The following is a 25890-nucleotide window of genomic DNA, read 5'->3' on the forward strand; positions in this document are numbered from 1 at the left end:
GGGTGCTCCTTCTCGCTTGTGCCGCTGGCCCGACCCGCGCCGAGGACGCGCCGGCCCTCGCCGACGGCCTGATCCAGGTGGTTGGCCGGGCGCGCAGCGAGACCGCGCCCGATTTCGCGAGCGTCGAGATCGGCATCGAGGCGCGGGGGGCCACCCCGGCCGCCGCGCTCGATGCCACCAGCGAGGCCGCGCGCAAGGTGATCGCGCTCGCCGCCGGTTTCGGGGTGGGCGAGGCCGATATCGGCACGACGGCCGTGACGCTTGAGCCGGTCACGCGCACGGTCCGCCAGCCGGACGGCAGCGTCACCGAGCGGCAGGATGGCTACCGCGCCGCCAACCGGGTGAGCCTGCGCCTTGCCGATATGGGCCGCCTCGGCGAGCTGATGCGCCGGGCGCTTGATGCCGGCGCGAACCGAATCGAGGGCGTCGCCTTCGGCCTGAAGGATCCGGAGGCTGCCGAATCCGCGGTGCGGGTCGCCGCCATGAAGGATGCCAGCGCGCAGGCCGCCCGGCTCGCCGAGGCGGCGGGCGTCAGGCTCGGGCGCGTTGTCTCGATCCAGTCGCCGCCCCGGATTGCGATCCCGCCGGTGCTGATGGCGGCCGCCGCGCCCATGCGGGCGAAGGGCCGCGGGGGGGTGCCGGTCCCGCTCGTCGCCGGCACGATCGGGGCGAGCGCGGAGGTCGCTGCGACCTTCGCGATCGCGCCGTGAGCGCGCCGCTTCGCCTCCTGCTCGTGGTCGCGGTGGCCCTCGTCGACCTGGACGGCCGTGTCCTCCTGGCCCAGCGCCCGCCCAGCAAGCAGCTCGCCGGCCTGTGGGAGTTCCCGGGCGGCAAGGTCGAGCCCGGGGAGCGCCCGGAGGCGACGCTCATCCGCGAACTCGCCGAGGAACTCGGCATCGTCGTGGAGGAGGCCTGTCTCGCGCCGCTCACCTTCGCGAGCCACGCCTATCCGGATTTCCACCTGCTGATGCCGCTCTACGTCTGCCGGCGCTGGGAGGGTGCGCCGCGTTCGCTCGAAGGCCAGGCGCTGCGATGGGTGCGCGCCGGCGCCCTGCGCGACATGCCGATGCCACCCGCCGACGCGCCGCTGATCCCCTTCCTGATCGACCTGCTGGGGCCCTAAGGGGACGCCGCCCGCCGGCCGAGGGCCGGGATGTCGCGGGCCTCGATGACGCGGATCAGGCCGCCCCGTTTGGCGAGCCGCAGCATCGCGCGGGCAAGCTCTCCCGTATCCGTGACGTAGGCCGGAAGGGCGCGCTGGATCAGCGGCAGAACGGGCCCGAGAACGCGGTAGAGCCGATCGACGTAGGGCGTGCGCGAGCGGATCCCGTGAAGCGGCCGGATGCCGGCCGGGCGCACCGCGTAGACCCGCCGGAAGGGCAGGCGGAACAGGTCGTTCTCGGTCCGCCCGCGCACCCGCGCCCACATCACGCGGCCGTGTTCGGTCTCGTCGCTGCCGGCGGCCGAGACGTAGACGAAGACCATGCCGGGATCGGCCCGCGCGAGCGTGCGGGCGACCGCCAGGGTGATGCCGTGGGTGACGTCGGCGTACTGCGCCTCGCTCAGGCCCACCGACGAGATCCCGAGGCAGAACAGGCAGGCATCGTAGCCGTCGAGGTCCCCCTCGATGTCCGACAGGTCGAGCAGGTCCGCCCGGACGATCTCGCGCAGCTTCGGGTGCCGCTCGCCCGTCTCCCGGCGCCCGATCGCGAGGATTGCCTCGACGTCCGGGTCACCGAGGGCCTCGCGCAGCGCGCCCTGGCCGATCATGCCGGTGGCGCCGAACAGGATGAGCTTCATGGGAATCCCCGGGCTCCGCCGTGATCGGGCGGTGGCGGGGGGGCGATCAGGGCTGTCCGCCGAGCCGGGCCCCGCTCCCTACTCGGCCGCCTCCATATGGGATTCCGGATCGGGAATCGGGAAGGTGCAGGTCACCCGGGTGCCGATGCCCGGCGCCGTCTCAAGGGAGACGCGGCCGCCGTGAAGCTCCACGAAGGAGCGAACGATCGACAGGCCGAGGCCGACGCCGCGGTGGCGGGTGCCCAGCGTGTGGCTCTCGAAGCGGTCGAACACCCGGGCGGCCACCTCGGGCGGCATGCCGCGGCCCTCGTCCCGCACGCTCAGGACGAGCTCGGTCGGGCTGCGCTGCGCCTGCACGGCGATGCGCTGGCCGGCGCTCGAGAAGCCGACCGCATTCGACAGGAGGTTGAACAGGATCTGGCGCACGCGCTTGCCGTCCGCCACCACGCTGCCGATGTCGGCCGGCACGTCGAGGTCGAGGCTGACCGTCGATTCGGCCAGACGATCCTCGATGCCGCGGGCGGCCGCCTCGATGGTCGCCCGAACGTCCACGGTCTCGCGCTGGAGCTCCAGCGAGCCGGCGTCGATCGAGGCGAGATCGAGGATGTCGTTGATGATGACGAGGAGCGAGCCCGACGAGCGCAGGATGTGGTCGGAATATTCCCGCTGGCGCTCGTTCAGGGCGCCCACGGTCTCGTCGCCGAGGAGCTGGGTGAAGCCGATGATGTTGGTGAGCGGCGAGCGCAGCTCGTAGGAGACGTGGTGCACGAAGGTGTCGCGCAGCTGCGCGGCGCGCTCGAGCGCCTCGTTCTTCTCGGTGAGCGCCCGCTCCACGTTCACGCTCGCGGTGACGTCGATGAGCGTGATCAGGGTGGCACCCTCCGGCAGCGGCTGGGCGGCACAGTCGAGCACCGTGCCGTCGACCACTTCGAGGCGGCGGGCGAGGCCGGAGCGGGATTCGAGGCCCACCACCGCGTCGCGGATGTCCAGCCAAGGCTCCTCCGCCGGGGCGAGGCTCCGGCAGGCCTCGATCACCGCGTCGATGCGGGGGCGGGCCTCGAGGGTCGCCGGATCGAGCCGCCAGACGGTCGCGAAGGCGCGGTTGGCGAAGGTGAGGCGCCCGTCCGCCGCGAACACGGCGACCGGCTCCTTGAGGGTGTCCAGGGTCTCGGCCTGGACCTGCATCAGGGCGTTGTAGCGGGATTCGAGCTTCATCCGGTCCGAGACGTCGTCGAACAGGTAGGTCAGGCCGCCCTGCGGGTTCGGATCGGCGACGACGCGCAGCGTCCGCCCGTCCGGCAGGTACCACCAGGTCTCGTTGGCCTCCGCGGCCCGATAGGCGGCGAGCACGCCCTGCTTCCAGGACTTGAAGTCGGCCTGCTCGGGGAGCTTCCGCTGCGAGCGCAGGTAGTCGAGGATCTCGCCGTCGAGGGGGCGGCCGTCGAGGAAGGCGGCGTCGAGATCCCAGAGCTGGCGATAGGCGGCGTTGTGGAAGATCAGGCGCTGGCGGGCGTCGAAGATCGCGACCGCGGTCGGCAGCTGGTCGAGGGTGCGCACGTTCGCGTCCATCTGGCGCTGCAGGTCGGCGCGCACGCTCTCGAGCTCGGAGACGTCGACCGCGATGCCGACGCGGCCGCTCTCAAGGCCCGTCTCGGTGACGTCGAGGATGCGCCGGCCCCCAGCCACGACCGCCGAGAGGCGCAACGCCTGGCGGGCGCCCGGGCCGGGGCGGCGCCCGCCATCCTCGCGCGCGATGAACTCGCGGGCCTGCCGGTCGAGGAGCTCGACGCCCGCTTCGAGGGCCGCCTCGCGGGAGCGGGCCTCGACGGCTGCGACGTAGGCCGTGTTGACCCAGGCGAGGCCGCCGTCGCGGTTGCGCTGCCAGACGGGCTGGGGGATCGCGTCGAGGAGGCCGGCGAGGGCAGCGAGGCCGCGGCGGGCCTCGTCGAGCGTCTCGCGCAACTCGATCAGCTCGCGCCGCTCCTCCGTCGTCTCGCGCAGGCGCAACAGGGCGCGCCCGGCCACGGCCTGACCCTGAGCGTCGATGCTGCGGCCGGACTGGCTGCGCAGGTTCAGGCGGAAGCCCGCGCCGCGCACCCGCAGGGTCTCCACGGCCGCCTCGAGCGCGGCGGCGTCCGACGGGAGCAGCCACGACCCGAAGGCGAGGATCCGCCGCGCGGTGCTCGCCGCCGAGCGGACGCCGTCGAAGGCGAGGCTCACGTCGCCCTCGATCACGGGCTCGCCCCGGCCCGCCCAGGTCACGATGACTTGGCGCTCGGCGTTCAAGAGCATCTCGGCCCGGTCGTGCGCGCCGCGCAGGGCCCCGAGGGCCGCGGCCTGCTCGCGCTCGCGCCGGGTCCAGCGCGAGCGCTCGTGCAGGTGCATGAGCGAGAGGATCGTGGCGAAGACCGTGAGGCCGATCAGGATCGCGAGGCCGGCGAGATTGTGGGTGTGCAGGCCGCCCGCCAGGAGGGAGGAATCCGCGGGCGCGGCGGCCAGCACCGGGCCGGACGGCCCGGCCGCGGCGACGACGAGAGCGCCGACGCAGGCCGCACGGCGCGCCGTTCCTTCGACCCTCATGATCCGCACCGCCTCCACGAATCTTCGATGAGGCACACGAACGCGGCCCCGCGACGCGAACCGCGCCGTTCCCGCGCGCCGGCAAAGCCGCGCGCTGGGCACCTCGTCTGAGGAATCAGGCCATCCTAGCGCGCGGGCGAATCCCCTCGGAAGAGGATTAAGCTTAGCAATGAACTCTAGGGTGCATCTCGGCCGTAGCCGACACACGAAAGACACACTTCACGGCCGCGTCCGGCGCTTGACGCGATGCTCCTTTCGTGAGCCGGACGCGTGCCGGGGCATGGCAACCCGACGCCTCCGGGCGCGGACCTATCGCGCCGCCCGACTTGCAACTTCCGGCCCGAATCAGGAGGCCCGCAGGCCGGGCCCCGAACGTGCGAAAGCCCGGCCCCTGGCCGGGCTTTCGCGGATTTGGATCGCTCTGTACGCGAGCGGGCACGGTGCCCGTCGGCCTCAGTAGCGGTAATGGTCAGGCTTGAAGGGGCCGCTCTCCGGCACGCCGATGTAGGACGCCTGATCGGGACGCAGCTTCGAGAGCTTGGCGCCGATCTTCTCGAGGTGGAGGGCGGCGACCTTCTCGTCGAGGGCCTTGGGCAGGGTATAGACTTGACGATCGTACTTGCCGGGGTTCGTCCAGAGCTCGATCTGGGCGAGCGTCTGGTTCGTGAACGAGGCCGACATCACGAAGGACGGGTGGCCGGTCGCGTTGCCGAGGTTCACGAGGCGACCTTCCGACAGCAGGATGATGCGGTGGCCGTCCGCGAACTCGATCTCGTCGACCTGCGGCTTCACGTTGGTCCACTTGAGGTTCTTCAGGCCCGCGACCTGGATCTCGTTGTCGAAGTGGCCGATGTTGCAGACGATGGCGCGGTCCTTCATCGCCCGCATGTGCTCGAGCGTGATGATGTCCTTGTTGCCGGTGGCGGTCACGAAGATGTCGGCGCGGGGCGCCGCGTCCTCCATGGTGACGACCTCGTAGCCCTCCATCGCGGCCTGGAGCGCGCAGATCGGGTCGATCTCGGAGACGAGCACCCGGCAGCCCGCGTGGCGGAGCGAGGAGGCCGAGCCCTTGCCGACATCGCCGAAGCCCGCGACCATGGCGACCTTGCCGGCCATCATCACGTCGGTGCCGCGGCGGATGCCGTCGACGAGCGACTCGCGGCAGCCGTAGAGGTTGTCGAACTTCGACTTCGTCACCGAGTCGTTCACGTTGATCGCCGGGAAGAGCAGCTTGCCCTCACGCGCGAGGATGTAGAGGCGGTGCACGCCCGTGGTCGTCTCCTCCGAGACGCCCTTGATGGCGTCGGCCAGCCCCGCGAACCATCCCTTCGGCTTCTCCTTGAGCTTCTTCTTGAGGAGCGCGAAGAAGATTTCCTCCTCCTCCGAGCCCGGCTTGTCGAGGAACGCGGTGTCGCCGTTCTCGGCGCGTAGACCCAGGTGCACGAACATCGTGGCGTCGCCGCCGTCGTCGAGGATCATGTTCGGCATGCCGCCGGAAGACCCCTCCCCATGCCAGTCGAACAGACGGGAGGTGTAGTCCCAGTACTCCTCGAGCGTCTCGCCCTTCACGGCGAAGACCGGGATGCCGGCGGCGGCGATCGCGGCGGCGGCGTGGTCCTGGGTCGAGTAGATGTTGCAGGACACCCAGCGGATGTCGGCGCCGAGCGCCTTCAGGGTCTCGATGAGCACCGCCGTCTGGATCGTCATGTGCAGCGAGCCGGCGATCCTGGCGCCCTTGAGAGGCTGGCTCGCGGCATATTCCGCGCGCACCGCCATCAGGCCTGGCATTTCGCTCTCGGCGATCGAGATCTCCTTGCGGCCGTAATCGGCCAGCCCGATGTCCTTGACGATGTAGTCCTGGGCCATGTGCTCGGTGCTCCGTGTCGCGTTCCGGGTGTTGCCGTGCCTATAGCAGGGCCGAACCGGCGAGGCAATCAAGACATAAAGATGTCTTTATGCGTATCGTTTCGGTGCCGTGCGGTGGAGCCTGTCAGGAGCATGATGACGGCTTTCGGGGCATCGAGGTCAGATGCCCGCGTCCGGGGACGGTGCGATCGGAGGCTTGCCTGCGACGCGCCTTCGGAAGCCTGACCCTGGTGATCACGGGCTCCATCCCGGCCATGCCGGGCCGGATCCCGGGGCCGAGAAGGTGAGCTTTGCGGGCCACACCCTTCGGGTCACATCGATGCTCCGCATGCCGGCCGGGTCCGCCACCAGATCTCAGTGCGGCCGCACGCCGTGTGGAGCGCGGACGGCGCTGAGGCTGTGACGCTACCCCTGCGCCCGCAATTCGCGCCGGATGATCTTGCCCGTCGTCGTCATGGGCAGGCTCTCGCGGAATTCGAGTTCCCGCGGGGCTTCGTAGGCGGAGAGGCGCTGCCTGGCGAAGGCCAGGATCTCGGCCTTCAGCTCGGGCGAGGGGGCAAATCCGGCCTTGAGCACCACGAAGGCCTTCACGATCTCGGTGCGGATCGGGTCCGGCTTGCCCACCGCCGCCGCGAGCGCCACGGCGGGGTGGCGCAGGAGGCCGTCCTCGATCTCGGTCGGGCCGATCCGGTAGGCTGCCGAGGTGATGAGATCGTCGTCGCGCCCGACGAAGTGGATGTAGCCGTCGGCGTCGCGCCGCGCCTGGTCGCCGGTGAGCATCCAGTCGCCGCGGAACTTCTTCGCGGTGGCCTCCGGCTGGTTCCAGTAGCCGAGGAACATCACGGGGTCGGGCCGGGCCACGCAGATCTCGCCGGGCTCGTCGACGGCCGTCTCGGTCCCGTCCGGGCGGAGGATCGCGACGCGATGGCCCGGCACCGGCTTGCCGGTGGAGCCCGGCCGCCCCACCCCGGCGGCCCGGCAGGCGGCGAGCACGAGGTTGCACTCGGTCTGGCCGTAGGCCTCGCCGACGATGAGCCCGAGCTCGCGCTCGGCCCAGGCGAAGGTCTCGGGCCCGAGCGCCTCGCCGGCCGAGGCGACGTTGCGCAGGCGCGAGAGATCGAAGCGCCCGCGCGGGTTCTCGACGGCGCGCAGCATCCGGAGCGCGGTCGGGGGCAGGAAGACGTTGGTGATCCCCAGATCCGCGATCATCCGCAGAACGGCCTCGGGCTCGAAGCGCAGATGCGGGCGGGCCACCACCGGCACGCCGTGGTGCAGGCTCGGCATCAGCACGTTGAGGAGGCCGCCGGCCCAGGCCCAGTCCGAGGGCGTCCACATCAGGTCGCCGCCCTTCGGCAGGAAGTCGTGCATCATGGCAAAGCCAGGCAGGTGGCCGAGCAGCACGCGGTGCCCGTGAAGCGCTCCCTTGGCCGGCCCGGTCGTGCCCGAGGTGTAGATCATCAGGGCGGGGTCGTCCGGACCGGTATCGACCGGCGCGAAATCGGCCGGGCCCTCGGCGAGGAGCGCGTCCCAGCCGACAACGTCGCCGTCCGCCGCAGCCAGCCCGCCGTCGCGCGAGACGATCAGCCGGAGCTCGGGCAGGCCGCCGCGCAGCTCCGCGACCTTGGCGAGGCCGGCGGCATCCGTGAGGACGGCCCGGGCTCCGGAATCGGCCAGCCGGTAGGCGAGGGCCTCCGGCCCGAACAGGCCGGCAAGCGGCAGCGCGATGGCGCCGAGCTTGTAGGCGGCGGCGTGCGCCACCATCACGGCGGCCGATTGCGGCAGCAGCACCGCCACCCGGTCGCCGGCTCCGACGCCGCGTGCGCGCAGCGCCCCGGCGAGGCGGTTGGATTCCGCCCGCAGGCGTCCGTAGGTCACGGTCGCGACCGAGCCGTCCGGGCCGACTTCGAGGATCGCGGGGCGCCCGGGCTCTCTGTCCGCGAAGCGGTCGCAGACGTCGACCCCCATGTTGTAGCGGTCGGGAATCCGCCAGCGGAAGCCCGCCCGCAGGGATTCGTAGTCGGGAGCAGGGGTCAGCACGGGCGGCTCAGCCGGTCTCGGCGGGAAAGCCGCCGGCGAAGACGAAATCCGTGATCGGGCGGCGCCCGTTCGGCCGCTCGCGCGCCCGCTGCTCCTCGCTGAGATGCCCGACCGGTGTCGCGCGTCCGACCGCGTAGGCGGCCTCGACCCGGTAGCCCTCCGGCACGTTGAGCACGCCGACCGCCCGGTCGCGGTCGAAGCCCGTCATGCCGTGGGCGTGCCAGCCCTGGCGGATCGCCTGGAGCTGGAAGGCGAGCGAGGCGGCGCCCGCATCGAGCGAGTGGCTCCAGGATGGCCGCAGCGTCTCGCCGACCTTCATGCGGCTGTTCGAGCACAGGATCACGAGGGCGCCGGTATCCTTCACCCAGGCCTGGTTGCTGGGGCTGAGGAGACCGAGGAAGGCGTCCCAATGCCGATCGCCGCGCAGCGCGTAGAGGAAGCGCCAGGGCTGCGAATTGTAGGAGGAGGGAGCCCAGCGCGCCGCCTCGAACATCCGCATCAGCTCCGATTGCGGAACCGCGTCCCCCGTGAAGGCGCGGGGCGAGCGGCGCTCGAGGAAGAGCGGGTCGATCGGGTGGTCGGGTTGGCGCGGATTCGTCACGTGCGGATCTCGGCTGGCAAAGCGGGCGCCCGCAGCGGCCGGCGCCCGCCTGCCATGCACGAGTGACCGGGGCTGTGCAAATGCCGCCCGTTCGCGGAAGCTCCGGCCCATGCAGATCGATCTCGCGCAGCACCTCGACGCCCTGCTCCACGGCCATGTCGGGCTGATCCGCCGGGGCGAGGGCTTCCAGCCCGTGCGCCTGCCGCCGGGGGAGCGGCGCCTGTTCGATCCCTTGACCCGCTGGATGGCCGCGATGACGGCGGGCATCCGCCTGCGTCTCGTCACCGATAGCCGCCGGCTTCGCATCGTCACGACGCAGCGCCAGGCCTACACGATCCGACCGAACCAGTGGCCGGCCCGCTACGAGCTGTTCGTCGACGGTGCACCCGCAGGCCGCTTCGTTGCGGCGGGCGGCGCCTATCGGGCGCCCGAGGGGCCGCTCGTCGGCGACGAGGCGGCCGTGCTCGATCTCGCGGGCTGGCCGCCGGGCAAGCGCCGGATCGAGCTGTGGTTCCCGCAAGGGGCCACGGTGGCATTGCGGGCCCTGGAAGCCGACGACGGCGCGCACATCGCCCCCTGGCCCGATCCACGGCCCGTCATCGTCTTCCACGGCAGTTCGATCACGCACGGCGTCGAGGTCGAGAGCGGCACGCGCTCCTGGCCATCCGTGGCGGCGGGGCTCGCGGGGGCGCAGGCGGTCAATCTCGGCTGGGGCGGCTCCTGCCTGATCAGCGGGCTCGCCGCCCGCATCGTGCGCGACCGCCCGGCCGACCGCATCGTGCTCGAACTCGGCATCAACGTCTGGGAAGAAGGCCTCCTCAAGGAGCGCACCTTCGCGGATGCCGCCCGTTCCATGCTGGCGATCATCCGCGAGGGGCAGCCCGAGACGCCTATCACCGTGGTCTCGCCGATCGCCTCGCCGGCCCGCGAGGCGGCGGGTGAGGCCGGCGGGCTCTCGCTGCAACGGATGCGTGCACTCCTGGAGGGTGTGGTGGCCGACCGGGTCGCGATCGGGGACGACCGCATCGGCTACCTCTCAGGCCTCGATTTGCTCGGTCCCGACGAGGCCCGCAGCCTTCCCGACGGCCTCCACCCCAATTGGGCCGCCTACCGGCGCATCGGGGAGCGCTTCTACGCCACGGTACTGCGGACGGAGCGCTGATTGGCGGCGGTCGGACAGCCCGCACGGCCGACGCGCATGCTTCATCTGCGCCTGCCAGCCGCGTCGAGGTCGATGGCGACCGAATTTGCTCGGCTGTGGCGCACGCGTCGCAGCGGAAGACCGACCGGCATGGCAGAGCAACCACAAGTCGAAGTTTCTTTCGGCCGGTTCAAAAGTGGCAAGCCCATGGCATCTCGTCATCCGCGGGGAGCGGTGGTGGCGTTCATCCCCGCGCTCGCGGCTGCGCAACCGGCCTGCGCCGGGCAGGCATCACCGGGGGGCGTCTCGGACGCGAAGGGCGGCACCGACCAGGGAAAGGCGTCCGGCAAGCACGACGGGACCGACAAGGCCTTCCTGACGCTTGCCTACTCGGCGCAGGCGGCCGGTCTCGATCGCGATCCGGATTATTCGAGCAGAGCCTTCGATCTCAGTCACTTCGAACGGCACGCGGTCCGCGTCAGATTCGGCGTGGCGATCTGAAGGTCTCCGTCAGATGCGCATGATCGACCCCCTTCGCGCCTTCTGGCTGCGCCCGCGGCTCCTCGGAGCCATCCTGCTGGCAATCGTCCTCGCGGTGGCGCTGCCGGTCGTCTCGATCTGGAGCCGGCTCCTGCTCGGCTGGTGTGTCGGCGTCGTCGCCTACATCGCCCTCGTGATCGGGCGGGCGGCCCTGCAGCCCCGCGAGGCCCTCCGCGAGGAGGCCTCGCGCCTCGACGACAGCGCGCTCGCGATCTCGCTCTTCGCGATCCTGTCGGCGGCGGCGAGCTTCGGGGCGGTGGCCATGCTGGTCTTTGGCGAACGGGAAGAGGACGGCTACCGGATCGCGCACATCGCGCTCGCCTCGGCCACCATGATCTGCGCCTGGGCCTTCGTGCAGGTCGTCTTCGCGATCCACTACGCGCATCTCTACTACGGCGAGGCCGGTCAGGGCCGGGCCCGGGGCGGGCTCGACTTCAACGGCGACACCGATCCCGACGTCTGGGACTTCCTCTACTTCTCGGTCACGATCGGCGCGACGTCGCAGACCTCGGATACCGACATCACCGCGAAGACGATGCGCCGCATCGCCACGGTGCAGACGGTCTACGCCTACTTCTTCAATACCAGCGTGCTCGCGCTCGCGATCAACATGGCGGCCGGCTTCGCGCAACATTGAGAGGGCTGGCCGGGCTCGCCCCGGACCGCGCCAGGCTTTCAGTGGTTGGCCGGCTTCCTGCGCTGCTGGCGCACGAACACGAAGAAGCCCGCCAGGGCGGCGCCGATGATGCAGAGTCCCCAGCCGTAGCTGTTGAGGGCCTGGTCGCCGATCGGGTGGCCGACGACGCCGAATCCGACGAGTGAGCCGAGCACGGCGAGGCCGGCGAACAGGACCGCGAAGACGAGCAAGGTTGCCTCCTGCCAGCAGGGATGTGGGACTGCCCAACTCACTAAGGCGCGCGGAGGCATGCCGTTCCGCGTCGCGTCGTTCGGACACGGCCGGACCCGCGACCCCGCTCCCGGTGTGATGAATGTGCGCGGCGCAATCTGCAACCTGCGATATATTTGATTTTATTCAGAATTGTATTTGTATATGCGCACATTTTGACAATTGTTCTGATATATACAGTATGACTGAAATGGTTTCGCGATATTGCGTCGACTTATGGAAGCTCGACGGGTTGCCAAGCATCACAAGGTCATTCTCCCCGCACTGTGCTGGAGCCGCGGCCGCGCGGATTTTTATGCCGTTACCGCCGACGTGTCTTCCGACGGGATCAGGCTCCGCTCCTCGACCGTTCCCCAGGTTGGCGAGGTCCTCACCTGCAGCATCCGCCACATCGGTCAGGTCCAGGGTCGGGTCGTGCGCGCCGGCGACCGCGAATTCGTGATGAGGGTCCTCGCCCGGCGCCACGTGACGGTGAGCGTCGCCCGCACGCTGATCTTCCTGGCTCAACAGCAGTAGCGGCCCTCGGAACCGGTGCGCGCCTATCCGCGGACCATCCCGTTGAGGACGGGGACCGAGATCCGGTTGCCGGGCGGACGCAGGTTGGCGGCAACCCTGCCGAATGTCCCGGCCACCGGCATTGCCCGGGTCCTCGAGAGACCGCTGGCAATCGGCTGAGTTCATCTTGATCGGGCGAACCCACGCGCGGGTCGTGGGGCGGTTCACGAGCGGAGACGGCGTCGTTCTCCTCCGCCCCTGAACCCTCGGGGACCTTAAGCGCGCAGATCACGCCGTAAGGGACCGCAGGTTCGGCGCTGCAAGCCTGAGGGCGATGGCGCCCGCCAGTTCTGCGCCGGGCCGGGCGCTTCGAAGAAAACGTGACTGTCACCGGCCCCGTCCCCCTGCTAGTGTCCCGCCCGGAGGCGAACGGGGTCTGGTGGCCCTCCTGGTCTTCAAAACCAGTGGTACGCCAACAGCGTACGGTGGGTTCGATTCCCATCCGCTTCCGCCGGAATTGACGGCGGCCGTCGGGGGAGTGGCGATGATGGCTTGGGCCGCGCGCTGTGCCGCGACGACCGCGGGCCTGCTCCTCCTGCCGGGCATCGCTTGCGCCGAGGGTGACCCCGTGAAGGGGGCGACCGCCTTCCGCGCCTGCCCGCCCTGCCACGCCCTCGAGCCCGGGCGGCACAGGACCGGGCCGAGCCTTGCCGCCATCTACGGTCGGGCCGCCGGCAAGGCGGAGAGCTTCGACCGCTACTCGAAGCCGCTCGCTGAGGCGACGTTCGCCTGGACGCCGAAGCTGCTCGACGCGTGGCTCGCCAATCCGTCCGAGCTCGTGCCCGGCAGCCGCATGACCTATCTCGTCGCCGACGGGCAGGTCCGTCAGGACCTGATCGCCTATCTGAAAGCACTGCAGGATGGAAACACGGAGGGGCTGGCGATCCCGCGGGAATCCGTGCTCGACCTCAAGTCGCTCGGGCGGGCCGGGCGCGTCGGCGCGATCCGCCTCTGCCGCGACACCTTCCACGTCACGCTGGAGAACGGCGTCACCTTGCCGCTTTGGGGCCGGAATCTCAGGTTCCGGATCGACACTTCCGCATTGGGGCCGGCGCCGGGCGCGCCGGCGCTCCTGCCCGGCGGCACGCAGGGCGACCGCTTCACCGTGATCTTCCGCGACCCGGCCGAGATCAGCGGCTTCATCCGGACGGAATGCGAAACGAAGTGACGGGGGCACCCGGTCCAGCGCCCCCGCGCAGCTCGCCTGCAGCCTACTTCGCCTTCTCGGAGAGGCCCTTGAGGCCGCCCTCGTAGACCCCGCCGATCACCTCCTGGGCCTTGGCGTCGGGCGCGCCCTTTGCCTGGAACGAGCCCGACCATGTCACCTTGGAGCCCGATCCCTCGGGCGCGACCATGATCGTCGACGTGTAGCCCGAGACCGGCAGGGGGCTCTCCAGGATCGTGTAGGTGTAGGCCATCTTCCGGTCGTCGCGGGACTGCTCCTCCTCGAGGATGGTGCCGCCGCCCTTGAGGCTCAGGGTGCGGACCTTCTTGCCGCCCTTCTCGGAGAGCGCGCATGTCTCGACGGCCGGATGCCAGTCGCCGATGCCGCAGAACGTGCCAATGGTCTTCCAGACGGTGGCGGGCGGAGCGGCGATCATGGCCGATTTCGTGACCTCGAGGGCCAGGGCCGGCGTCGCAACCGCGGCCGACAGGGCCGCACTCACGATCATTCGCTTCATCATCAAACTGTTTCCTCCAATGGCGGACCCCCTTGTCGGGTCCTTGTCCAAGGGCGCGACGGCCCGGAAAAAAGGCCTCGGGCGGATGCCCGGGGCCTCGATGACCGGCCTCGTGTTACTCGGCCGATGCCTTCCTGGGCTTGACGATCTTCGTCTCGGCAAGCTCCAGCATGAACGTGTCGTAGGGCTGGAACGAGACCCGGTCCGACACAGCGAACAGGGTGTGCGGCGAATACAGGAACAGGGCGTTCGCCTGATCGTGCTCGTACGCCTCGATCTCACTCACCAATGGTCCCTGGTCCTCCAGCTTCGGCGTCTCGATCTGGCAGGGCGCGCACCACGTCGCCCAGAAATACACGACGCTGACCTTGCCCCTGTAGGCTTCGAGGGTCTGCGGCGGGTCCTGCAGGTTCTTGAGGGTGGTGTAGAGGGAGGCGGTCGAGGGAGCCGCGCCCTTGGCGGCGAGCGCCGGGCCGCCCCAGCCCGTGCCCGTCCATGCTGCGGCGAAGCACGTGAGGGCGAAGGCTCCCCCCCATTCGGCTCAGCATCATGCCCGTACCTCCGGGGATCCGCCCTCCCGCGGAGCGGACCCTGTTTTGATCGTGCGCGATTTGCGATTTTGCGCAAGTGGATGGCGTGCAATCGATAGAGGTACAGTGCCGCCGTCGCGTCTCGTCCAGGAGCGGGACGGAACGATCCTGCTGCAGCGGCATCGGCCTCGGACCGGTCGTTGCCCCTCCGGGGCGATCGGGTGCCCATTCCAGACCGACATGTCGAGGCACAGGTCACGCACCGAAAATGCCTTGGTGATGGGCAGGGACACAGCAAGTCTCAGGATATTCCTGACATAACGCGCCGGATTTGTCTGATTATTTCGTGCGACATTTCCTGACTTGACGCTTACCGCCCCGGGAGCAACCTTGCTTCTGCTCGATACAGCTGCGCTCCACAGAGCCGCGCTCGCGAATGCCTCGATCACGCGTCATGCCTGTTGCTCGCCTCTCCCCTCGCTCGCGCAACGGAGGCTCTTCTCATGGCCACCCTGGTTGAGGAACCGGAGCAGACGGAGGCATTGCGCCAAGAGCAGACCGAGGATTCGTATGTATCGACTGGGCGTCTGCCTCCACCCAACCAAATCCGAGCGCTCGTTCTCGACGCCTACGACCGCTATAAAACGAATAAGGATGGACTGAATTCGCAAGTCTATCCGGCTCTTGCCCAGGTTTCGAGCGACCTGTTCGGGATTTGTGTGGCCGGCACGAACGGGAATATCTACGCGGTCGGCGACACAGAGCACGAATTCTCGATCATGAGCGTGTCAAAACCGTTCGTGTTCGCCCTCGTCTGCGACGTGCTGGGTCCGGACGTGGCTCGTGAGAAGCTCGGGGCCAACGCTACCGGAATGCCGTTCAACTCGCTCTCCGCCATCGAGCGGAGCGAGGACGGCCGGACGAACCCGATGGTCAATGCCGGCGCAATCGCCGCGACAAGCCTGGTGCCGGGTGCGAGTGCCGAGCAGAAGTGGGACTTCATCAGAACCGGGCTGGCACGGTTCGCCGGGCGGGACCTCCCCGTCAACGAGGAAGTCTACGCGTCGGCGTCGAGCACGAATTTCCGTAACCGCAGCATCGCCAGGCTTCTTCAAAGCTGCGGCGGGATCTACTTCGATCCGGTTCAGACGACGGACCTCTACACGCGCCAGTGTTCTCTGAACGTGACCGCGCAGGATCTGGCCGTCATGGGGGCAACGCTCGCCGACGGGGGCGTCAATCCGCTCACGAAGCAGCGCGTCATCGATGCCGAGATCTGCCATTACGCGCTCGTCGTCATGGCCACCGCGGGCCTCTACGAGACTTCCGGCGACTGGCTGTACGAGATCGGGCTGCCGGGCAAGAGCGGGATCGGCGGCGGTATCGTTACCGTGTCTCCCGGCAAGGGCGGGATGGGAACGTTCGCGCCGCCGCTCGATCGGGCGGGCAACAGCGTTAAGGGCCAGCTCGTCGCCAAGTACCTGTCGCGGCAACTCGGCATGGACCTGTTCGTCTCGAAGCCCGAGGCGTGAGGAGGACCACCGGCCGCGCACCTTCCACGGTGCCATGAGAGGGCTGAGGCCATGGTCGGTCAAACGCTTTCCGTGCCGGGCGCTGGCGAAAGTTCGGCCGCGCAGGCGCAAGCCTCCTGGGTGCCGATGACGGCCATCGCGCTCGGCCAGATGCTGATGTCCTTCAACGTGGCCTCCCTTCCCGTGGCACTCGGCGGCATGGTCAGGAGCTTCGACGTCCCGCCGACCACGGTCGGCACCGCGATCGTGATGTACTCGATGGCGGTCGCGGCCCTGGTGATGCTCGGAGCGAAGCTGAACCAGCGCTACGGTGCCGTGCGGGTCTTCCGAACCGTCGTGGTCGTGTTCGGGGCGGCACAGGTCCTGATGACGTTCAGCCCGACCGCGACGCTGATGATCACCGCGCAGGGCATCAGCGGCGCGGCCGGTGCGGCCCTCGTTCCCGCGCTCGTCGCGCTCATCGCCCACGAATACAGGGGCAAGCAGCAGGCGGCCGCTCTCGGCATCCTCGGCTCGGCACGCGCCGCCGCGGGCGTCGCCGCCTTCCTGATCGGAGGGATCCTGGGGACCTATATCGGATGGCGCCCGGCCTTCGGGATCCTGATCGCGCTGTCCGCGCTCGTCTTCGCCCTCAGCTTCCGCCTGACCCCGGACCGCGGGCGGCCCGATATCGGCATCGATCTCGTGGGAGTGGCTCTGGCCGCGACCGCCGTCCTTCTCCTCAGCTTCGGGTTCAACAACGTCAACCGCTGGGGGCTCGGCGTGGCGCTTCCGGGCGCGCCCTTCGATGTTCTCGGCTTGTCCCCTGCGCCGATCATGATCGTGCTGGGGCTCGCCTTCGGCCAGGCATTCCTATCCTGGACCCACCGGCGCCAAGCGGTCGGCAGGACCCCGCTGCTCGCCCTGCAGGTCATCGACTCGCCCGAGGAGCGGGCCGCCGTCTACGCGATGTTCTCCGTCGTCGCGCTGGAGGCGGCGCTCAACTTCTCGGTCCCTTTGTACATCCAGATCGTGCAGGGCCGGACACCGCTCGCGACGGCGATCGCCATGATGCCGTTCAACCTGTCGGTCTTCTTCTCCGCACTTCTCATCATCCGCCTCTACGACAGGCTGACGCCCCGCCAGATCGGCCGGTTCGGCTTCCTGCTCTGCAGTGCCGCGCTCGTCTGGCTGGCCTTCGTCGTTCACAACGACTGGAGCGAGTTCCCCGTCCTGATCGGGCTCGTCCTGTTCGGCATCGGGCAGGGATCCCTGGTGACGCTCGTGTTCAACGTCCTCGTCACGGCGTCTCCGAAGGAGCTTGCGGGCGATGTCGGCTCCTTGCGGGGAACGACCAACAACCTCGCGGCCGCGGTCGGCACCGCCGTCGCGGGGGCCCTGCTGGTCGGACTGCTCAGCGCCAACGTCATGCGCAGTCTGGCGGAGAACCCGAGGCTGCCGCCGGAAATCCAGTCCCAGGTCAACCTCGACAACATCACCTTCGTCAGCAACGACCGCCTGCGGAGCCTCATGGAGGGCACGACGGCGACGCGGGACCAGATCGACGAGGCGGTCCGCGTCAACACCGAGGCCCGCCTGCGGGCCCTGAAGATCGGTCTCCTGATCATGGCGGCGCTCGCCCTGCTGACCGTCGCGCCGGCCGGACGCCTGCCACCCTACAAGCCCGGAGAATTGCCGCGCGACCCGCCTTGGAATGACGCGGACGGCATCGCCTTGGGCGAAGCGCCCGGACCGGGAGGCGCGATCGCGAAGCCCGCCTGACCGGTGCGGCTGCGGCATCGAACTGCGCGCTCACGACAAGCGGACGAAGGGGGTTACGATGCTTGCCGGCCGCGGACGACCCTCTCGATCCTGGCTCTGCGCTGCCATTCTTCCGGCGCTGGTGCTCGGCGCATGCAACGATCCCGAGGCTCCGCCGGCACCCGAGGTCCGGCCGGTCCGCGTCTTGACGGTGGGTGAACTCGCCGGCGACGAGACGGTCTCGCTGACGGGCACCGTGCAGGCGCAGGTCGAGGTCAACCTCGCCTTCCGCATCGACGGGCGCATGGTCGAGCGCCTCGTCAATGTCGGCGACACGGTCAAGGCCGGCCAGATCGTCGCGCGCCTCGATCCCGAGAACGAGCGGAATGCCGTGCGGGCCGCCCGGGCTGCGGTGGTGGCGGCGGCGGGCCAGTACGACGAGGCCCGCAACAACTACGACCGGCAGCGTCAACTGCTCGCGGGCGGCTGGACGACGCGGGTGCGCTACGACCAGGCCCTTCAGCAGCAGACCACGACGCAGGCGCAGCTGGACGGTGCCCATGCCCAGCTGAGCATTGCGGAGGAGCGCGCGAGCTACACGGAACTCGCGGCCGATGCGGCTGGCATGGTGACGCAGCGGAGCGCGGAGCCGGGCGAGGTCGTCCGCGCCGGCCAGACGATCGTGCAGATTGCCCGAAAGGACGGGAAGGACGCCGTCTTCGACGTCTCGGCGCAGATCAAGGATCAGGCTCCCGCGAATCCGCTAATCGCGGTATCCCTGACGATGGATCCCGCGATCACGGCCGAGGGCCGGGTGCGCGAGGTCGCGCCGCGGGCCGACCCGGCGACCGGGACGTTCCAGGTCCGGGTCGGTCTGGCGGACCCGCCTCCGCAGATGCGGCTCGGCGCGGCCGTGACGGGACGGATGCGCCTTCACCGCGACGGCGAGATCGCGGTCCCGTCGACCGCACTGATCGGAGGCGAGGGGGGACCCGCGGTCTGGATCGTGGACCCGGCCGGGATGACGGTCGCCCTGCGTCCGATCGAGATCGCCCGCTTCGACCAGACCCGCATTCTCGTCGCCCGGGGCATCGAGCCAGGCGAGATCGTCGTCACGGCCGGTGTCCACGCGCTGCGGCCGGGCCAGAAGGTCCGTCTCCTCGGGGCCGCGTCATGATCGGCCCCAACCTGTCGAAATGGGCCATTCGACAGCCGTCCATCGTCGTCTACCTGATGCTGGCCTCGATCCTCGCGGGCGTGTTCGCGTATCTCCGGCTCGGCCGGGCCGAGGACCCGGCCTTCACCTTCCGCACCATGGTCGTGCAGGCTGCGTGGCCCGGCGCCACCCTGCAGGACACCCTGCTGCAGGTGACGGATCGGATCGAGCGCGCCGTTCAGGAGACACCGTATCTCGACACGGTGCGCAGCTTCACCCGGCCAGGCATCACGACGATTTTCGTCGACCTCAAGGGGTCGACGCCGCCAGCGAAGGTGTCCGACCTCTGGTACCAGGTGCGCAAGCGCGTCGGCGACATCCGCCACACGCTCCCGGCTGGTGTCGTCGGGCCGGGGTTCGACGACGATTTCGGCGACACGTACGGAATCATCTACGGATTTACGGCCGACGGATTCACGCATCGCGAATTGCGCGATGCTGTCGAGGACGTCCGCTCGCAGCTCCTGCCGGTGGCCGATGTCTCGAAGATCGAGGTGCTGGGCGCCCAGGACGAGCGGATCTTCCTCGAGTTCTCGACCGAGCGCCTCGCCGCATTGGGGCTCGACTACCCGTCCCTGATCGCCACGCTCAATGCCCAGAACGTCGTCAGGCCCGCGGGCGTCATCGAGACGGGGACGGAGCGATTGTCCGTCCGGGTTTCGGGAGCCTTCGAGACCGTCGAGGACGTCGCGGCCGTCAACTTCTCGGTGGGCGGCCGGATGATCCGCCTGAGCGACATCGCCGAGGTGCGGCGCGCCTACGCGGACCCGCCGCAGCCTCTCTTCCGGGTGAACGGCCGGTCCGCGATCGGCCTCGCGATCGCGATGCGCGAGTCCGGCGATATCCTGGCGCTCAAGCGCAACATCGATGCGACGATGACCAGGATCTCGGCCGACCTTCCGATCGGGATCGATTTCACGCTGGTCGCGGACCAGGCACTCACGGTCAGCACGGCCATCAACGAGTTCACGACGTCGCTCTGGCAATCCATTCTCATCATCATCGCCGTGAGCTTCCTCAGCCTCGGGCTGCGCCCCGGCGCCGTCGTCGCGTGCTCGATCCCGCTCACGCTCGCGATCGTCTTTCCCATCATGTCTCTCGCCGGCATCGACCTGCACCGCGTCTCCCTCGGCGCTCTGATCATCGCCCTGACGCTGCTGGTCGACGATGCGATGACCACGGTCGACGCCATGCTGCGCCGCCTCGCCGCCGGGGACGCCCCGCGCGACGCGGTGACCTATGCCTATCGCACGCTCGCGACGCCGATGCTGGCCGGGACCCTCGTCACCATCGCGGGCTTCGTGCCGATCGGGTTCGCGCGAAGCACGGCGGGCGAGTACACCTTCTCGATCTTCGCCGTCGTCGCGATCGCGCAGGTCGTGTCCTGGTTCGTCGCGGTGGTCTTCGCGCCGCTGATCGGTGTCTGGATCGTCAGGCCGCCGGCGCCGAAGGCCAGTCCGGCTCCGGGACGGCTCGAGCGCACCTACGTCGCATGTCTCCAGACGGCGATGCGGCGGCGATGGCTGACGATCGCCGTGACGGTGACGGCCTTCGCGGTTGCCACGCTCGCCATACGGTTCGTGCCGCAGCAATTCTTCCCGGCCTCCGACCGCCCGGAACTCGTCGTCGACCTCACGCTCTCGCAAGGGGCATCGATCTACGCCAGCGACGACGTCGCGAAGCGGGTCGACACCTTTCTCGAGGGCGACGCCGACGTTTCGCGGTGGAGCACCTATGTCGGGCGCGGCGCGATCCGCTTCTACCTGCCGCTCAATGTCCAGTTGCCGAACGACTTCTTCGCCCAGGTCGTCATCGTGACCCACGACGTGGCAGCGCGGGAGCGCCTCAGGTCGAAGCTCGAGACGTTCCTGTCCGAACAGCTTCCGGAGGTAGTCGGCCGGGTCTACCCGCTCGAGCTCGGACCGCCGGTCGGCTGGCCGGTCCAGTATCGGGTGATCGGACCCGACATCGCGCAGGTGCGGTCGATCGCGCTGCGGGTTGCCGAGCAGGTCGCCGCCCACGACGCGGCACGCAACATCAACTTCGACTGGATGGAGCCGAAGCGCCAGCTCCGCATCCGCCTCGATCAAGACCAGGCGCGGATCATCGGCCTGAGTTCCCAGAGCCTCGCTGCGGCCCTGAATGCCGCCGTGGCCGGCGCCGTGATCACTCAGGTGCGGGACCACATCTACCTCGTGGACGTCGTTGCACGGGCGAGCGCGGATCAGCGCGCCTCGATCGAGGCTCTGGAGAGCCTGCAGGTTCCCCTGCCGAACGGCCGGACGGTGGCTCTGAGCCAGTTCGCCACCTTCGGCTACGAGCAGGCGGAGCCGCTCGTCTGGCGGCGCAACCGCCTGCCGACCTTGACGGTCCGTGCCGACGTCGCTCCGGGCACCTTGCCGGAGGCGGTCGTGTCCGATCTCGCGCCCGCGATGCGCGGCCTTGATTCTGGGCTCCGCTCTCCCTACCGCGTCGAGACCGGCGGGATCGCTGAGGAGAGCGCCAAGTCCCGCGCCTCCGTCCTCGCGGTCGTGCCGCTGATGCTGCTCCTGACGCTGACCATCCTGATGTTCCAGCTCGCGAGCTTCCAGCGCACATGCCTGGTTCTCGCCGTCGTTCCTCTCAGCATCATCGGCGTCGTGCTGGCGCTCCTCGTCTTCGGCAGGCCGCTCGGCTTCGTCGCCATTCTCGGCATCCTGTCGCTGATCGGGATGGTCGCCAGGAACGCGGTCATCCTGCTCACGAAGATCGAGGCCGATCGCCAGGAGGGGCAGCCGATCTGGAATGCGGTCATCGACGCGAGCGTCTCGCGGTCCCGCCCGATTCTCCTGACGGCGGGATCCACCGTCCTCGGGATGCTGCCGATCGCGCCGACCGTGTTCTGGGGCCCGATGGCCTTCGCCGTGATGGGCGGGTTGCTCGTCGCATCCCTGCTGACCCTGCTCTTCCTGCCGACCCTCTACGTCGCCTGGTTCGGTGCTCGTGAACCCGAGCCGCGCGAGGCCGCCGTCGCGTCGAGAGATCTTGCGCGGCACGGGGCGAGATGACGAGCGCCGCCGAGGCACGGCGTTCAGCGGCGTCACGAGAGGGCGCCTATCGCAGCCTGCTCGCCGCCCATGTCCTGGCGCTCGTCAGCACGGGGGTCGCGACCGTCGCGCTGGCGCTGCTGGCTTACCGCCTCGTCGGCGCCGAGGCGGGTGCGGTCCTCGGCACGGCGCTCGCCATCAAGATGCTGACCTACGCGCTGATCGCGCCCGTGGCGGCCGCCTTCGTCGATCACCTGCCGCGCAGGGCGCTGTTCGCGGGCCTCAACCTGTTCCGGGCGGGCATCCTGCTGATTCTGCCCTTCGTCGGGCAGGCCTGGGAGATCTATCTCCTCGTCTTTATCTTCCAGTTCGCGTCAGCGATCTTCACGCCCTCCTACCAGGCGACGATTCCCGACCTCTTGCCGGACGAGCGCGACTATCTGCGTGCACTCTCGCTCTCGCGCTTCCTCAGCGAGCTCGAGGGCCTCGCGAGCCCGGCTCTGTCGGCTGTGCTGCTCCTGCTCGTCAATGCGCGTGGCCTGTTCGTCGGCGCGGCGATCGGCTTTGTCCTGGCGACATTGCTCATCCTGCCGATATCCATGCCGCAGCCGCTACGTAACCCGACCGGCGGCATCCTCGAGCGGACCGGCCGCGGGCTGGGCAGGTTCCTGACCGTGCCGCGGCTGCGCGGGCTCATCGGCATCAATGTCGCGGTCGCCTTGGCGGCCGCCACGGCGGCGGTCAACACCGTCGTGCTGGTGCAGAACCGGCTCGGCTTGGGCGAGCGTGAAACGGCCATCGCCCTGGCCTGTTTCGGCGCCGGCTCGGTGACGGGGGCGCTGCTCGTGCCGCACCTGCTGCGGAAGGCCTCGGACCGGCCGGTGATGCTCGTCGGGGCGGCCCTGGTGGCGTCGATGCTGATCGTTGCGCCGTTGATGCTCGGCTACGCGAGGCTCCTAGCGATCTGGTTCGTCCTCGGGGCCGGATGCAGCGTCGCCCACACGCCGGCCGGGCGATTGCTTTGCCGGTCCGGCACAGCCGCGGAGATGCCCGCGCTGTACGCGGCGCAGTTCTCCGTGTTCCACCTGTGCCTTGCGGTCGCCTACGCCGTCGCGGGCCGGATGGGGAGCGCGATCGGGATCCTCTGGGATTTCATCGGTCTCGGCTTGGTCGCCGCTCTCGCCGTAGCGGCGAGCGCCAGATTCTGGCCCCGAGCATCCCGGTAGCATCGGCGTTCGGACCGGGCCCCTTTGCAGGCGTATCGGCCGCTTGCCTCAGCCCGTCACGATCCGGGCGCCCATCATCAAGATGCCCACGGCTCCCAGGACGAGCGAGGCCACGATCATCCGCGCGCGCGTCCGGTGATTGAGCCTGCGCGCGGGTTTCAGGTTCAGCATCACCATGATCACGGCCGCCGCAAGGACGAGGACGCCCGCATCGTTCATCGATCCGCTCCCGCTCCCCGCGGTGAGGCGGTGGCGCCGCCGCGGCGCCGGCCGGTGACGAGACGCGAGCCCAGGCGCTCGGCCCCTCGATGTCCGGCCGACAGGATACGCCGGTGGCCATCGTCGGCCGAAATGCCGTCCGCGAGCATCACGAGCGCGCCATGCATCGCCGCATGAACTGGTTGCGGGCAGCGAATCGCCGCTCGAAGCGCTTGAGCCTCGCTTCCTGCAGGCATCGTGCGTGTCGTGCGGAGTAGTCCGTTGTCGAGCGCTTCTGGGTCTCCGCCCTAACCCCGGAGCAGGCGAGCAGGCAGGCGACGCCGACCGCAGCCGTGAAAATCCTCATGGAGATCTCCCGCACTTCGGCCGGCGAGGGCCTCGTTCGCGCAACGCCTCCCGGACAGCCGGTTTTCCCTCAGGCCTGCGAATGGCTGCCTCCGAGCCGTGGCGGTGCTAGCGCCACCCGCACACGCGGCGCCCTCTGCGGCGCCAGCAAACCCAGCGCCGCCGCCGCCGGCGGCGGGGATGCACGACCACAACCTGGGCCTTCTCGACCAGGTTCGGAGATGCGCCGTTCTCGTCCGATGGGATCACCACCGATCCCGGTCCGGCAGAGGCGGACATGACGGCCAGGCCGGCGGCGGCGGAACAGGCGCCTGCCGCCAGGTTCAGGATCATTCTGCGACGGCTGATCTCCGGCATCGATATCCCCATCGGTTCAGGAAGACCCGCCCGGAAACGGGCGGCGTCAGGCCGGGGCGGACGCGAGGGGCTCGGCCTGCTTCGCGCACTGCGCCAGAGCTTCGCGCAAAGCCGATTCCTTCGTCTCGTCGAACGATGTTCTCATCACCGTTCCGCCAACGCCACGAAGATCAGCGAGAACCTTGTCGACCGTCATCTTGCGGACCAGCAGGAAAAGCCCGGCGGTACCCGGCTGCAGCTCCCTGGCCGCGTCGCGCATGAACTGATCGTTGATTCCGGCATCCGTGAACTTGCCGGCGATCGCACCAGAGGCGGCTCCGAGTGCAGTCCCCACCAGGGGCATCAGAAAGATGAAGCCGATCAGCGTTCCCCAGAGAGCGCCGGACGCCGCCCCGGCGGCGGCCATGTTGACAAGCTGATTGAGTTTTATCTGACCGTCCTGGTTCTTGACTGCCACGACGGCGTCGCCCAGTTCGATCAAATATTCCTTCTGCATCGACAGGACGCGTTTGCGGATCTCTTCAGCTTTTTCCTCCGACGGGAACGCAATAAAGACGAGATCGCTCATTGCCCTTCTCCAGTTCTGCTGGCAGCGAAGCTTTAGACATGTGGAAGTCGAATCGCTCCACAGGACAATCATGAAGACCGAAGCTGCCTTAAAGCGCGCCGTCCGCCGTCCTCGTTCAGAGAGACTTTGGTGCGCTCGGTCTTCACGTCCGCTTCAGCGTTTGGCCTGACGCAGGTGGCAGGGTCTGACGCCTGCGAGAAGCTGCGAATAAACATCGATTTATCTTCAAACAATAGAATGGTGCGCCTGTGAGTGTAACCAGTCAAGTTAAAAATGTTCATTTGAGATATGAGTCTCGCTTGGTCTGATGGAATTGGAATCAGGAATTTCCTGATGCGCAGGCGTCTTTGCGGTGGACTTTGGAATCAGGGTTCGTATGGCTTGCCGGTCCGGTTTTGACCGGGCCGAACCCTGGCCCGGCCCTTGCCGAATGGATCGGCACGAACGTTGAGGCCGGGGGCGTTCCGAGGCCGTCCAGTTCACCGGACACGCGCACGACCGGTCTCCCGGCCACCTCCGCAGGAGCAGGACGAGCACCGGCGAGGATCATGCCGACGCGGCGGCGGATCGGACTTTCCACGGTTGCGTACGAAGGATCCGCGCGCTTGATTCGCACTCACCGTGACAATATGCTTGATGTGCGGCCGTTTTTAGGAATGGAATTGAGGTATTCGAATCCAAGTTAGTACTGAAAAATACGTTTATAATCTATTTTGATTGCTGATCTTGTTCATGGCGCAACGCGAGCGATGCGGGGCTGCGAGATGCGGGTGCTTATCGCGGATGAACATGATATCGTGCGAATGGGCGTTCGTGCCCTGCTCGCAAACTCGCCGGATCACGAGATCTGCGGAGAAGCGGCGGACGGCGGAACGACAATCGCCATGGCGCAGGCGCTGACGCCAGAGATTGCGATCATAGGTTGCAGTCTGGAGCGCTTCGGGGATGAGTGTGTTACCAGAAGAGTTTTGGATATCTCTCCGAGAACGAAGGTGATCTTGCTCGGGAGTCATTTTGACGAAGGCCTGATAGATGATTTTCTGCTTGCGGGCGCGCGCGGCTATATCCTGAAGAGTGAAGTTTGTGACCATATGCTGCCTGCCCTGACGGCCTTGGCTTATGGCAAGCCGTATTTCAGCAACAGCGTGGCCTCGCTGCTGATCGAAGACCGCGTCAGTCATCCGCACAGGCGTCGTCCCTTGACGACGCGCGAAAGGCAGGTCGTCCGCCTGTTGGCAAAGGCGCTCAGCGTGAAGAACATTGCCTCTCAGCTGAGCTTGAGTTCGAAAACCGTCGAGTCTCACAGAGCCTCGGCGATGCAGAAGCTCAACGTCACGAACGTTGCCGGGCTGACCAGGTGCGCGATTCGGCGAAGACTGGCCGATCTTTGAGGCATGCCCAAACCGTCATCGCAGCCTCGGC

The 25890-nt window shown here is 68.6% G+C and carries 24 protein-coding genes and 1 tRNA gene; 14 read left to right on the top strand and 11 right to left on the bottom strand.

Annotated features, from left to right (window positions below; all coding sequences use genetic code 11):
* The first annotated feature begins 2 nt into the window (after window positions 1-2).
* Window positions 3-710: an SIMPL domain-containing protein gene (locus tag WDW90_RS03775; RefSeq protein WP_431310970.1), complete on the top strand. Its 708-nt coding sequence runs from the start codon at window positions 3-5 to the stop codon at window positions 708-710.
* Entirely contained in the window at window positions 707-1123 is a 417-nt protein-coding gene (locus WDW90_RS03780) for a (deoxy)nucleoside triphosphate pyrophosphohydrolase (RefSeq protein WP_336485924.1), read from the top strand. The genes WDW90_RS03775 and WDW90_RS03780 overlap by 4 nt, the downstream gene beginning before the upstream one ends.
* On the opposite strand, the gene WDW90_RS03785 is transcribed toward WDW90_RS03780, so the two are convergent.
* The 5 genes from WDW90_RS03785 to WDW90_RS03805 all read right to left on the bottom strand — a co-directional run bounded on the left by WDW90_RS03785 (window position 1120) and on the right by WDW90_RS03805 (window position 8884).
* Window positions 1120-1800: an NAD-dependent epimerase/dehydratase family protein gene (locus WDW90_RS03785; protein ID WP_336485925.1), complete on the bottom strand. Its 681-nt coding sequence runs from the start codon at window positions 1798-1800 to the stop codon at window positions 1120-1122. The two genes, WDW90_RS03780 and WDW90_RS03785, sit on opposite strands and share 4 nt — an antisense overlap.
* 78 nt (window positions 1801-1878) lie before the next feature.
* Entirely contained in the window at window positions 1879-4380 is a 2502-nt protein-coding gene (locus tag WDW90_RS03790) for a sensor histidine kinase (protein ID WP_336485926.1), read from the bottom strand.
* A 453-nt stretch (window positions 4381-4833) separates the two neighbouring features.
* Window positions 4834-6246 carry an adenosylhomocysteinase gene (ahcY, locus tag WDW90_RS03795; protein ID WP_336485927.1) on the bottom strand — a complete coding sequence of 471 codons (1413 nt, stop codon included), beginning with the start codon at window positions 6244-6246 and terminating at the stop codon, window positions 4834-4836.
* A 405-nt stretch (window positions 6247-6651) separates the two neighbouring features.
* Window positions 6652-8283, bottom strand: coding sequence for an acetate--CoA ligase (locus WDW90_RS03800; RefSeq protein WP_336485928.1), 1632 nt, complete (start codon window positions 8281-8283; stop codon window positions 6652-6654).
* A gap of 7 nt (window positions 8284-8290) precedes the next feature.
* Window positions 8291-8884: a nitroreductase family protein gene (locus WDW90_RS03805; RefSeq protein ID WP_336485929.1), complete on the bottom strand. Its 594-nt coding sequence runs from the start codon at window positions 8882-8884 to the stop codon at window positions 8291-8293.
* Between the two features lie 109 nt (window positions 8885-8993).
* Here WDW90_RS03805 and WDW90_RS03810 point away from each other — a divergent pair, with 109 nt between their 5' ends.
* The 3 genes from WDW90_RS03810 (at window position 8994) to WDW90_RS03820 (ending at window position 11202) form a co-directional block, all read left to right on the top strand.
* Window positions 8994-10046 (top strand): GDSL-type esterase/lipase family protein, encoded by a 1053-nt coding sequence (locus WDW90_RS03810; RefSeq protein WP_336485930.1) that lies wholly within the window; start codon window positions 8994-8996, stop codon window positions 10044-10046.
* A 72-nt stretch (window positions 10047-10118) separates the two neighbouring features.
* Window positions 10119-10526 (top strand): hypothetical protein, encoded by a 408-nt coding sequence (locus WDW90_RS03815; RefSeq protein WP_336485931.1) that lies wholly within the window; start codon window positions 10119-10121, stop codon window positions 10524-10526.
* A 19-nt stretch (window positions 10527-10545) separates the two neighbouring features.
* Window positions 10546-11202, top strand: coding sequence for a DUF1345 domain-containing protein (locus WDW90_RS03820; RefSeq protein WP_336485932.1), 657 nt, complete (start codon window positions 10546-10548; stop codon window positions 11200-11202).
* A 38-nt stretch (window positions 11203-11240) separates the two neighbouring features.
* On the opposite strand, the gene WDW90_RS03825 is transcribed toward WDW90_RS03820, so the two are convergent.
* Window positions 11241-11432: a hypothetical protein gene (locus WDW90_RS03825; RefSeq protein WP_336485933.1), complete on the bottom strand. Its 192-nt coding sequence runs from the start codon at window positions 11430-11432 to the stop codon at window positions 11241-11243.
* Between the two features lie 256 nt (window positions 11433-11688).
* On the opposite strand from WDW90_RS03825, the gene WDW90_RS03830 reads away from it, so the two are divergent.
* The 3 genes from WDW90_RS03830 (at window position 11689) to WDW90_RS03840 (ending at window position 13195) form a co-directional block, all read left to right on the top strand.
* Window positions 11689-11988, top strand: a complete 300-nt coding sequence (locus WDW90_RS03830) for a PilZ domain-containing protein (RefSeq protein WP_336485934.1) — start codon at window positions 11689-11691, stop codon at window positions 11986-11988.
* Between the two features lie 400 nt (window positions 11989-12388).
* Window positions 12389-12478 (top strand) — tRNA-Sec (locus tag WDW90_RS03835).
* A 33-nt stretch (window positions 12479-12511) separates the two neighbouring features.
* Window positions 12512-13195 carry a c-type cytochrome gene (locus tag WDW90_RS03840; protein ID WP_336485935.1) on the top strand — a complete coding sequence of 228 codons (684 nt, stop codon included), beginning with the start codon at window positions 12512-12514 and terminating at the stop codon, window positions 13193-13195.
* A gap of 43 nt (window positions 13196-13238) precedes the next feature.
* On the opposite strand, the gene WDW90_RS03845 is transcribed toward WDW90_RS03840, so the two are convergent.
* On the bottom strand, window positions 13239-13712 hold the full coding sequence (locus WDW90_RS03845) for an SRPBCC family protein (protein ID WP_336485936.1): 474 nt from the start codon (window positions 13710-13712) through the stop codon (window positions 13239-13241).
* 112 nt (window positions 13713-13824) lie between these two features.
* Entirely contained in the window at window positions 13825-14118 is a 294-nt protein-coding gene (locus WDW90_RS03850) for a TlpA family protein disulfide reductase (RefSeq protein ID WP_336486002.1), read from the bottom strand.
* A 624-nt stretch (window positions 14119-14742) separates the two neighbouring features.
* On the opposite strand from WDW90_RS03850, the gene glsA reads away from it, so the two are divergent.
* The 5 genes from glsA to WDW90_RS03875 are packed head-to-tail and all read left to right on the top strand — an operon-like array spanning window position 14743 to window position 22979.
* Window positions 14743-15771: a glutaminase A gene (gene glsA, locus WDW90_RS03855; protein ID WP_336485937.1), complete on the top strand. Its 1029-nt coding sequence runs from the start codon at window positions 14743-14745 to the stop codon at window positions 15769-15771.
* Window positions 15772-15822: 51 nt separating this feature from the next.
* A complete protein-coding gene (locus WDW90_RS03860) occupies window positions 15823-17532 on the top strand; it encodes an MFS transporter (RefSeq protein WP_336485938.1) in 1710 nt (569 codons plus the stop codon).
* A gap of 58 nt (window positions 17533-17590) precedes the next feature.
* Window positions 17591-18688, top strand: coding sequence for an efflux RND transporter periplasmic adaptor subunit (locus WDW90_RS03865; protein WP_336485939.1), 1098 nt, complete (start codon window positions 17591-17593; stop codon window positions 18686-18688).
* On the top strand, window positions 18685-21774 hold the full coding sequence (locus WDW90_RS03870) for an efflux RND transporter permease subunit (RefSeq protein ID WP_336485940.1): 3090 nt from the start codon (window positions 18685-18687) through the stop codon (window positions 21772-21774). The genes WDW90_RS03865 and WDW90_RS03870 overlap by 4 nt, the downstream gene beginning before the upstream one ends.
* Window positions 21771-22979, top strand: a complete 1209-nt coding sequence (locus WDW90_RS03875; RefSeq protein ID WP_336485941.1) for an MFS transporter — start codon at window positions 21771-21773, stop codon at window positions 22977-22979. Before WDW90_RS03870 ends, WDW90_RS03875 begins: the two co-directional genes overlap by 4 nt.
* Window positions 22980-23027: 48 nt before the next feature.
* Here the strand turns inward: WDW90_RS03875 and WDW90_RS03880 are convergent, their stop codons facing one another.
* The 3 genes from WDW90_RS03880 to WDW90_RS03890 all read right to left on the bottom strand — a co-directional run bounded on the left by WDW90_RS03880 (window position 23028) and on the right by WDW90_RS03890 (window position 24468).
* On the bottom strand, window positions 23028-23198 hold the full coding sequence (locus WDW90_RS03880) for a hypothetical protein (RefSeq protein ID WP_336485942.1): 171 nt from the start codon (window positions 23196-23198) through the stop codon (window positions 23028-23030).
* 148 nt (window positions 23199-23346) lie between these two features.
* On the bottom strand, window positions 23347-23544 hold the full coding sequence (locus tag WDW90_RS03885; protein WP_336485943.1) for a hypothetical protein: 198 nt from the start codon (window positions 23542-23544) through the stop codon (window positions 23347-23349).
* Window positions 23545-23946: 402 nt separating this feature from the next.
* Complete coding sequence (locus tag WDW90_RS03890; protein ID WP_336485944.1) at window positions 23947-24468, bottom strand: DUF1269 domain-containing protein; 522 nt, start codon at window positions 24466-24468, stop codon at window positions 23947-23949.
* A gap of 764 nt (window positions 24469-25232) precedes the next feature.
* On the opposite strand from WDW90_RS03890, the gene WDW90_RS03895 reads away from it, so the two are divergent.
* Entirely contained in the window at window positions 25233-25859 is a 627-nt protein-coding gene (locus tag WDW90_RS03895; RefSeq protein WP_336485945.1) for a LuxR C-terminal-related transcriptional regulator, read from the top strand.
* Window positions 25860-25890 lie beyond the last annotated feature (31 nt).

This window comes from Methylobacterium nigriterrae (assembly GCF_037106235.1).
GTDB lineage: Bacteria > Pseudomonadota > Alphaproteobacteria > Rhizobiales > Beijerinckiaceae > Methylobacterium > Methylobacterium nigriterrae.